A 10,233-nucleotide genomic window follows, 5' to 3' on the forward strand; every position below is an offset into this window, starting at 1 on the left:
CGGATCGCAGTTGTTCTCGGTAGCCTCCGGCGTCAATACGCTCGGTAATAGCATCGCATCGGGCCTCGGTGGCAGCAGCACCTACAACAGTGCGACCGGCGCCGTGACGACGAGCCTCAGCTATGCGGGCAATACGTACAACTCCGTCCAGAACGCGCTGAACGCAATCAGCGGTGGCAGCACAACTGCTGGCGTCAAGTATTTCCACGCCAATTCCACGGCACCGGACAGTCAGGCGACAGGCGCAGACAGCGTCGCGATCGGCGGCAACGCGCAGGCGACGACCGCGAATTCGGTCTCGCTCGGTGCGAATTCGACGACGAACGCCAATCTGGGACTTGCCGCATACAACCCGGGTACCGCGACGTTGGCGGGCGCGACGCCGGCGGGTGAAGTGTCGGTGGGTTCTGCGGGGGCTGAGCGACGCATCACGAACGTGGCGGCAGGTGCCGCGCCGACCGATGCCGTGAACGTCAGTCAGCTGCAGGCGGTCGGTTCGCAGCTCAGTCAGGTGCAGAACGATGCGCTGTTGTGGGACCCGACGGCGAACGGCGGTGCAGGCGCGTTCAGCGCCAAGCACGGCGGCAGTGGTCCGAATGCGATCACGAACGTTGCGGCCGGCGCGTTGAGCCCGACGAGCACGGACGCTGTCAACGGCTCGCAACTGTATGCGACCAACCAGAACATGGCCAATGTGACGAATGCCGTCAACGGCATCGAGAACGGCGGAGGAATCAAGTACTTCCGCGCGAACTCCGCGGCGGCCGACAGTCAGGCCATCGGCACGGACAGTGTCGCGATCGGTCCGCTCGCGCTCGCAAGCGGGACGAGCAGCCTCGCCGTGGGTAACGGCGCGCAAGCCCAAGTTGCGAGCGGGATGGCGCTTGGCGCGCAGTCGAGCGTGTCGGTCGTAGGCGGTGTCGCGATCGGCTCGGGATCGGTGTCGGATCGGGTCGTTCTGTCGGGTATCGGTTCGATCTCGACCGGCAGCCATGCGATTCCGTTCAACACCTCCGACCGGACGCTGCTCGGTGCGGTTTCGTTCGGCGATGCGAACGGCAACACCTATCGCCAACTGACCAATGTCGCCGATGGTACGCAAGCACAAGACGCGGTCACCGTTCGGCAACTCGCCGGCGCATTGTCGTCCTTTGCGGTAACCGGTCAGAAGTACTTCCATGCGAATTCGGCACAAACCGACTCGCTCGCGGTTGGCGCGGAGTCGGTCGCGGTCGGACCCACGACCGTCGTCAATGGCGACAATGGGATCGGCATGGGCAATGGCGCGATCGTCGATTCAACCGCACCCGGTGGTGTGGCAATTGGCCAGAGCGCGAGTTCGGCCCAGGCGGACGCGATCGCGCTCGGCAGCGGTTCGATTGCGGCGGGTGTGCAGTCGATCGCGCAAGGCGCGAATGCGACGGCGCTCAACGCGGGCGGCATTGCCTTCGGCTCGGGGGCGCACAGCAGTGCGACCGATGCGATCGCGCTGGGTGCCGGTGCGAGCGCGACCTTCGCGAACAGCGTTGCGCTTGGCGCCGGCTCGCTGACGACGGTTGGTGCGATGAACAACTACATCGCCTACGGGCTGAGCTCGCCACAGTCGTCGGCGGGCGAAGTGAATGTCGGAAATCGGCAGATCACCGGGCTGGCTGCGGGCCGTATCGGGTCCGACGCGGTCAACGTGTCGCAGCTGGATGCGGTTGCCAATCAGTTGACCACCCTGATCAATCAGCGGGTGAGCATTTCCGGCGGATCGACTGGCGGATCATTTACGTCCAGCCCGACCGGCGCGACCAGCGCACCGGCGCCGACCGGTTCGAACGCCTCCGCGGGTGGATTGGGGGCGGTGGCATCCGGGGCGAGCAGTACGGCGGTCGGCAACAGTTCGCAAGCGACAGGCAACGGCTCTACTGCAATCGGCGTGGGTGCAACCGCAACTGGCAGCAATTCGGCGGCGGTCGGCACCGGCAGTAACGACGGTGGGCGCTCGGGTGTGCTGTCGGTAGGCTCCGCCACGTCGGCAAGGCAAGTCGTCAACGTCGCGGCGGGCACGGAAGGTACCGACGCGGTCAACGTCAACCAGCTCAATGCCGTGTCGAGCGCATTGTCGACGTCGGTGAACAACCTGAGTAGCCAGGTCAACCAGGTGCAGCAGCAGGTCCAGCAAACGGACTCGATGGCGCGCGAAGGGATTGCCGCGACCGCCGCGATGGCGTCGATTCCGCACATGGATCGTGATTCGAATTTTGCGATGGGCGTAGGCACCGCGACGTTTGCAGGCCAGAAGGCGATGGCAGTCGGCATGCAGGCTCGTATCTCCGAGAACCTCAAGGCAACGCTGAATGGCGGTTTCAGCGGAAGCCAGCGCGTCGTCGGCGCAGGCATGTTGTATCAGTGGAAGTAACGCAGAGGCCGGGCGTGTCGCGTACATGCCCGGCTTCGCCTGGCCGTCCGATCGATCGCCCGGCATCGGATCGGACGGGCCTTCGTGGTCTCGAGAAATACGCGCGAATCCGATCGCGTCACCGCGTGGCTTCGCTTTTACATATGGATTTTCCGGAGCATTACAGTGAAAAATCTCCGTCTCGTCCCCATTCTGTCCGCGCTGTCGCTCGCAGCATGTACCAGCGCATCCGGCCCGACGTTCAGCGCCTACGAACTGCAGCAGAGGGATGGCATCCGGACCTATCAGGTCGATTGTCACGGCATCTTTTCCAGCCAGGCGACGTGCATGAAGGTCGCCACGCGCATGTGCGGTGACCAGCCCGTTCGAACGGTCGATTCGACCACACCGTTCCGCGATCGCGCAGACCCCGGAACCCTCGTTTTCCAATGCGGTGCGCCGGCAGCGCCGGCGCCCGCACCCGTCTCGGCGTCGCCGGCCCCCGTTCAAAGCGTGAGTCTTTCGGGTGACGCGTTGTTCGCGTCGGGATTGGCGACATTGACGCCCGCCGCTCGTGCAACGCTCGACAAGCTGATGAGCCGGCAAGGCGACAAGCACTTCTCGCGCGTGACCGTCACCGGTTACACGGACGCCATCGGTTCGGATACGTCGAATCTCCGGCTTTCGCAGCAACGCGCGGACGCCGTCGCCGGTTACCTTCACGACCTTGGAATTCAGTCCGATACCCTGGTTGTAACTGGACGCGGAAAGGCGGATCCGGTCGCTTCCAATTCGACGGCCGAGGGGCGCGCCAGTAACCGGCGTGTCGAGATCGCGCTGCAACGTTGATGACGGAGCGGTGCTGAATTCGTGAATATACGCAAATGGGTCCGCTGCGGAAAAGTTCTTTTCTTCCCGAAAAAACGTCTGTCGGGCGTGATGCATTGAGAATAAAAATGACGGCGCGTGAACCCGATGGACGCCGATGAATTTGTTAAAGACAATTAAATTAACGAATTTTAAATAGAGGCTCGACTTCGATCGGATCCCGTGCTGTTGCTGCGCGACTCGAACCTTCGTGTCGCGAGCTCAATGCTGTAATTTGAAGGCAAGTCGGGTGGCGAATCAATGTGTGGATTATCGGATGATCCAATGCGACACCTGAGAGCGGCAATGTGTCGTGTTTTTGCACGCCTTGATTCGCTTGTCAGGTTTATTGATGGATATTTGATAATTGAATGGGTGGTTTTGTGAAAAACGATCTGAGAGCGGTTTCGTCGAATCGTCGGTTCGGTTTGCTCGCGTCGCCAGTGGGCGTTCGATCGGCGGAGCAGGGCAGCCTGCAACGGAATGACAATCAGAAGCAAGGCATGCCCAAGCTCAAGGCATCGGTTGCATGGCTGGCGATGGCGATGTTGTTGCCGGCGGGGCAGGCGTATGCATACAACTATGCGTCGGGGGGCAGTAGCGGGACGACGGTTACGAATATTGGCGGAACCGCTTCGTCAGGCGGGGCGTTTCCTGCCACCGCCGGTTCGGATGGAACCGTGAACAACGAGGCATTCGGCATGGCCTCGACCGCCAACGGGGGGGCAGCCGTTTCGATTGGAGACGGGGCGACTGCAAATGGCGCGAATGCGACATCGATCGGCGGCAGTTCGAATGCAACAGGCGCGAACGCCGTGGCATACGGCGGTGCGTCGAGCGCGAATGGCGCAGGCGCGACGGCAGTGGGCGCTCAAGCGACGGCCAGCGGAACGAGCACCATCGCAATCGGCAACGGGAGTTCCGCAACCGGTAGCGGCGCACTTGCTGCGGGCGCCAATGCGGTTGCCAACGGCGGGACGAGCGGTTCGGTGGCGATTGCAATCGGCAAAGGGGCAACCGCAACGGCATCGAACGCGTCGCCGATTGCAATCGGTGTGAGTTCCCGTGCAATCAACGGCGAAGCGACCGCGATGGGCAATAGCGCCTTTGCACAAGGCGACGGATCGGCTGCATACGGGCAAAACGCCACCGCATCGGGTGCGGGTTCAGTCGCGCTGGGGGGGCACTCGGGTGCGACGGCACAAAATGCAATTGCCATTGGTACCGGCTCGACGGCGGCAAACGCCAATTCCGTGGCGCTCGGCGCGGGTTCGGTCACCTCGGCGGCAAATACCGTGTCGAGCGTGACCGTCGGCGGATCGACGTTCGGCGTTGCCGGCACGGCTCCGGCCGGGGTCGTGAGTGTCGGATCCGTGGGCGCGGAACGGCAAATCACGAATGTGGCGGCAGGTCAGATCACGGCGACGAGCACGGACGCAGTGAACGGTTCGCAGCTGAACGCGACGAACCTGGCGGTCAACGCGTTGTCGACGTCGACTGCGACAGGCCTTTCGACGGCGAACAGCGCGATCGCGTCGCTTTCTACATCGACTTCCACGAGTATCGGCTCGTTGTCGACCGGCCTGAGCTCGACCAACAGCGCGGTCGCGTCGCTTTCCACATCGACGTCCGCGAGTATCGGCTCGTTGTCGACCGGCCTGAGCTCGACCAACAGCGCGGTCGCGTCGCTTTCCACATCGACGTCCGCGAGTATCGGCTCCTTGTCGACTGGCCTGAGCTCGAGCAACAGCAACGTCGCGTCGCTTTCCACATCGACGTCCGCGAGTATCGGCTCCTTGTCGACTGGCCTGAGCACGACCAACAGCACGGTCGCGTCGCTGTCGACGTCGACTTCGACAGGCCTCTCGTCGGCGAACAGCGCGATTGCGTCACTCTCCACGTCGACGTCGACCGGTATCGGTTCGCTGTCGACCGGCCTGAGCACGACCAACAACAATGTCGGTTCGCTGTCGACGAGCTTGAATACGACCAACAGCAAGCTGAATTCGCTGTCGACATCAGTGGCGACCATGACCGCAGGGGCCACCGGTACAGGCAGTACGGCAATGGGCGCCGGCGCGACCGCGTCGGGCGGCAATGGCGTGGCGGTTGGCGGTCGATCGACCGCGTCGGGCACCAACAGCACGGCCCTCGGCACGAATTCGACGTCGAGCGGAACGAACTCGGTGGCGCTCGGGGCGAATTCGACGGACGAGGGGCGCAGCAATGTCGTATCGATCGGCAGCCCGACTCAGACTCGACAGATCACGAACATGGCGGCCGGCACCGCGCCGACCGATGGCGTCAACGTCCAGCAGTTGAACGAGGCGGTCACGCAGAGCGTCAGTCAGGCGAATGGCTACACCGATCGGCAGATCCAGAGCGTCAACAACCGGATCGATTCGATTCGCCGGGATTCGGACGGCGGGGTGGCTGCTGCGATGGCGGTCGCGGGCTTGCCGCAGCCGACCCAGCCCGGGATGAGCATGGTGGCGGTGGCGGGCAGTGTCTATCGCGGGCAATCCGGACAGGCGATCGGCGTGTCGCATGTCACCGGAAGCAACCGCTGGGTCTACAAGGCTGCCGTATCGTCAAACACGCGAGGAACGTACGGCGCGGTGATCAGCGGCGGATACCAGTGGTAAAGAATGTCGTATGAATGCTGGCCAGGGAGTGCCACCCTTGCCGGTTGGTCCGATTGATGAATCCGTCGGTTTCCGTCATCGAAACCGACTCGATGACGTTTGAGACCATCGTCCGTCTTGGCGGTGTCGAGTGCGGGAACGCGGGGGTGTGTTCCTGCGCGGCCTTGTTCTGTTCGACGTTTGACTTGGCGTGACGCTTGCAGACCGGGAATGGCCCGTGGGGACGGGCACCGGAGAAGACGTTGGATAACGATGGCGAGTCAACACAAACGCGGGATGCCGAGAAAAGAAATGCTGCTGCCGCTATCGAGCGAAAAGGCGCGGACGCTGTCGCTGGAAAACCATATGGCGCTGGCCGTGGTTCGATCGGGACACGGTGCTTTCGACCAGATTGGTTGCCTCCTTCGAACTGTCTATTTGGCGTTCTATCTCCGGGATGAGACTGCATCGAAGGCGGAGCTTGACCTGTACCGGCAAGCCGAGATTGCGCTCGATGCGTGCGTCGCGCGTGCCGAACAAGGTGAAGAATGGACGCTGCTCGTTGAGGAGGTGTCCGCGATCGCGCATGTTCTGCTCTTGCATGACGAGCAATTGGCCACGGTGCCGCGGCGTCGTTACCTGGAGGCATGGGAGCGCTTGCACCGTTTCGTCACAGGTACGGTCAGCTCACCGATTTCTGTGGAAGACGCCGTATGAATTACGCCACCTGGTTTGTCATCCGTCACTGGAGCGCGGCGAGCGCAATGCTCGTTCGGAAGTCGATCGCGATGTCGATGCGGGTTTTTGGGGCGTGGATGGAAAGGAGAACAGATGTCACGCGATCCGTTGCCGGAACTGCTGGCCCAGCGGGCTGAGTTGGATGCCCAGATTGCGGCGCAACGCGCAGCCCGCCGCGAGGACATTTTGGAACAAATCGTGAAGTTGATGCGCGAGTACGAGATCGATTTGCGGGTTGTGGAAACGAGGTTGTCGAATATCGAATCCGCCGGTATGTCCCGTCGTAAGCGCGTGGAGCCGCGCTACTTGGATCCGGTCAGCGGCGCGACATGGGCTGGCCGAGGCAAGCGACCCCGCTGGATGCAGGGACGCAACCCGGAAGAGTTCAAGATCCCGTCGTCCGGCGAGCGTGCAGGTAAATCGACATCGGTGGAAAAAGCGCGCGACTCGTGACGAAGTGTTCGCTTGTTCGAGGTACCGCCCGCACCGCGCGCGGTGGTGGCGCATTTGCCGGGATTTGACAGGAGCCCGGTGCGGTGGCTCCGCCATCTAGTGGACTGGTGGGTTCGCATGCGACCGCTGGCTTCCGGTTTCGCATACCAGCCAGGTCGTCGGTCGACATCATGCCGAACGCGCGATCTGCCGCGCTGGCATCCGACATGCAGCGGCAACGCCGGTATGGCGTCGAGCATGCCAGCCGCGAGATCGCCGACAGGATTCAGATCTGAGCCCCCGGCGCTCCGATCAGGTGCTGAGGTTGAACGCTCCGCAACAGCTACGTCATTTTCTCAAGAATGCGCAACGTTCGGCCGATAACATCGATTGGCTCACGGACAACGCGGTGGTGCGGGACCCATCGCGAGAACGTGCGAAGCCCACGGGAAACGAGGGAGGGTGGCGGTCGGATGGCAGTCGCTCCTTGATTAACGGGTCGTCCGATCGGGCTGCCATGATGACGGAGCAACAGAAGATGGGTTGGGAACCGGCTACGGGACTGCGTGCGATCGTGGTCGCTGCGATGGTGATGTTTTGCGAGGCCGCAGCCGGCCATGCGTACGCGCAAGCGACGCCACCGGCGAGTGATGCACAAGCAAATGGCGCCGCGGAACAGGCCGATAGCGTGCCTGGCATCACGCTGCCGGCGATCGCGGTGCAAGGGCGGGGGAACGGGGAATCAGCCGGACTTGTTGGTCAACGCACCATGACCGGCATGAAGACCGACACGCCGATCACCGAGGTTCCTCAGACTGTCAACGTCGTCACTGCGCAACAGATCGAGATGACCGGCGCGACCGACCTCAACCAGGCGCTGCGCTACGTACCCGGCTTCTCGACGTTCGGATCCGACAGCCGTACCGATTGGTACGCTGCGCTGCGCGGCTTTACCCCGACTTTGTTCGTCGACGGTTTGCAGGCGCCGAATACGACGACTCTCGCGAATTGGCGCGTCGATCCTTACATGATCGACAGCGTTGCCGTGCTGCGTGGACCGGCGTCGGTGCTGTACGGCGCGGGCGATCCGGGCGCGATCGTCGACGTGGAGACGAAGCAGGCCGACGGCGAGCGCATCCGTGAGGCGGGCGTGCAGCTTGGCAACTACGCGCGCAAGCAGACGATGTTCGACATCGGCGATTCACTCGACGCTGACGGCAAGTACGCGTACCGCTTTGTCAGCGTTGCGCGCGACGGCAATGCGCTGACCGGTCCAAACGCGGACCGGCGCGTGGCGCTCGCACCGTCGTTCCGCTGGCGGCCCGACGCCGACACGGCACTGACGCTCTCGGCAACCTACCTGCAAGACTGGAGCGACATTTCATACAACTTCCTGCCCGCGCAGGGCACGGTGCTGCCGAATCCGAACGGGCCGTTGTCGCCGGATCTCTACATGGGCGAACCGAGCTTCAACCACTACCGCAAGAAGCAGTGGTCGCTCGGCTATCGGTTCGAGCATCACCTAAACTCGATCTGGACGCTGCGCCAGAACGTGCGCTGGATGCACCTGTCGCTCGATGACGCGTCGGTTTTCGGCGTCGGTCTTGCCCCAGGCAGCACGACCGACATCGCACGTTTCGCGGGACTGTTCCAGCTGAACTACAGTCGCTTCGACATCGACAACAACGCGGAGGCGCGCTTCGGCACAGGGCCGCTCGAGCATACGCTGCTGCTCGGCTTCCAGTACAACCGGCAGACGACGACCCAAAGCGTGTGGCTCGCACTGGCGCCGAGCCTGAATCTTTATAACCCTGTCTACATACCGGTCACAACCGCGATCTTCTCGGGCCCGACATCATTGGGCCACATCGATCAGTACACGGCGATGAACACATTCGGTACGTACGCGCAGGACCAGATCAAATGGAACCGCTGGGCTCTGACGCTGGGCGGTCGCGAAGACTGGGTGAACGTGCACGAGGACGACCGCGAGGCCGGCACGCAGACGAAACAGGATGTCAGCGCCTTCTCGGGCCGCGTCGGCCTCACGTACCAGGGCGACTACGGGCTCTCACCTTACGTCGACTATTCGACATCGTTCAATCCGGTCATCGGCGTCAGGATGTATGGCGGCGGGCAGCCGCAGCCGACGCGCGGCAAGCAGATCGAGGCGGGACTGCGCTGGCAGCCGCCCGGCAAGAACCTGATGCTGAGCGCGGCCGTCTACCAGATCGAACAGACCAACGTCGTAACACCGACGCCGATCAACCTCGATCCGACCAGCACGACGTCGATACAGACTGGCGAGGTGCGTTCACGCGGCATCGAGCTGAGCGCGGTCGGTAAGGTGACGCGCGAACTGTCGATCGTCGCGTCGTACGTGTATCAGGACGTGAAGAACGTGAGGGCGAACGATGCGTCGCTGAACCACTGGCCGGTTGACATCCCGCGTCCGCGCCAGATGGCGTCGCTGTGGACCGACTGGACCTGGCAAACGGGAGCACTCGCGGGCTTCGGGATCGGTGGCGGAATCCGCTACCAGAGCGCGTCGGCCGGCGCGCCGGACAACTCGCTGACGGTCGCGAGCTATACGCTGTATGACGCGGCGCTGCACTATGGCACGCGCGACTGGCGGTTCGCGCTGAACGTTGCGAACCTGTTCGACCGTCGCTACATCAGCGGTTGCCAATCATATTCGGTTTGCGTGTTCGGTAACGAGCGGACCGTGCTGGCTAGCGTGAAATACAACTGGTGATCAAGCGGCATCGAATTCCAGAGTCGACGCAACGGTAGATACTCCCCATTTTCGTCGAAGTAATCTTCCCCAGTTCTTTTGTCTGACAGCGCCGCGTAGCGGCGCCGTCCTGTCGATCGCCGACCAAATTGCCCTTGAGATCCGTCGTGGGGGTGTCGGTTGTCGAGCTGGAGGAAGTGATGACGATTCTGGAACTGCATCGGCAAGGGCTAGCCTCAAGAAGAACGGCAATGAAAATGCGATTCAACGAAGGACAAATCATCGGCATCTTGAAGGAGGCCGAGGTTGGTCTGAAGCCGGCTGAGCGGTGCCGGAAATACGGCGTGTCGGAAGCGACCTATCGCAACTGGAAAGCGAAGTTCGGCGGGGTGACGGTCTCCGAAGCGCAGCGCCTATAGGAGCTGGAACAGGAGAACAACAAGCTCAAGCGC

General features: G+C 62.7%; 5 protein-coding genes and 3 pseudogenes. All 8 read left to right on the forward strand.

The window, feature by feature from the left end:
* Window positions 1-2,407, forward strand: a 2,407-nt coding sequence (locus ACV229_RS40045; RefSeq protein WP_448088573.1) for a YadA family autotransporter adhesin, incomplete at its 5' end; no start/stop codon positions are given.
* A 165-nt stretch (window positions 2,408-2,572) separates the two neighbouring features.
* Window positions 2,573-3,235, forward strand: coding sequence for an OmpA family protein (locus ACV229_RS40050; RefSeq protein WP_448088574.1), 663 nt, complete (start codon window positions 2,573-2,575; stop codon window positions 3,233-3,235).
* Between the two features lie 848 nt (window positions 3,236-4,083).
* A pseudogene (locus ACV229_RS40055) lies at window positions 4,084-5,460 on the forward strand (YadA family autotransporter adhesin); the annotation flags it as partial.
* Window positions 5,461-5,526: 66 nt separating this feature from the next.
* Window positions 5,527-5,898: pseudogene (locus tag ACV229_RS40060) on the forward strand (YadA-like family protein); the annotation flags it as partial.
* A 291-nt stretch (window positions 5,899-6,189) separates the two neighbouring features.
* On the forward strand, window positions 6,190-6,594 hold the full coding sequence (locus tag ACV229_RS40065; protein ID WP_448088575.1) for a hypothetical protein: 405 nt from the start codon (window positions 6,190-6,192) through the stop codon (window positions 6,592-6,594).
* Between the two features lie 114 nt (window positions 6,595-6,708).
* On the forward strand, window positions 6,709-7,068 hold the full coding sequence (locus tag ACV229_RS40070) for an H-NS histone family protein (protein WP_448088576.1): 360 nt from the start codon (window positions 6,709-6,711) through the stop codon (window positions 7,066-7,068).
* A 517-nt stretch (window positions 7,069-7,585) separates the two neighbouring features.
* Window positions 7,586-9,802: a TonB-dependent siderophore receptor gene (locus ACV229_RS40075; protein WP_448088577.1), complete on the forward strand. Its 2,217-nt coding sequence runs from the start codon at window positions 7,586-7,588 to the stop codon at window positions 9,800-9,802.
* Between the two features lie 179 nt (window positions 9,803-9,981).
* Window positions 9,982-10,197: pseudogene (locus ACV229_RS40080) on the forward strand (transposase); the annotation flags it as partial.
* Window positions 10,198-10,233: the final 36 nt, after the last annotated feature.

Source organism: Burkholderia sp. MR1-5-21, from assembly GCF_053427715.1.

Excerpts from the sequence above, each read along its gene's own strand:
- ACV229_RS40070 (WP_448088576.1), top strand. The coding sequence starts at position 6,709 with ATGTCACGCGATCCGTTGCCGGAACTGCTGGCCCAGCGGGCTGAGTTG.
- ACV229_RS40065 (WP_448088575.1), top strand. The coding sequence starts at position 6,190 with ATGCTGCTGCCGCTATCGAGCGAAAAGGCGCGGACGCTGTCGCTGGAA.
- ACV229_RS40075 (WP_448088577.1), top strand. The coding sequence starts at position 7,586 with ATGGGTTGGGAACCGGCTACGGGACTGCGTGCGATCGTGGTCGCTGCG.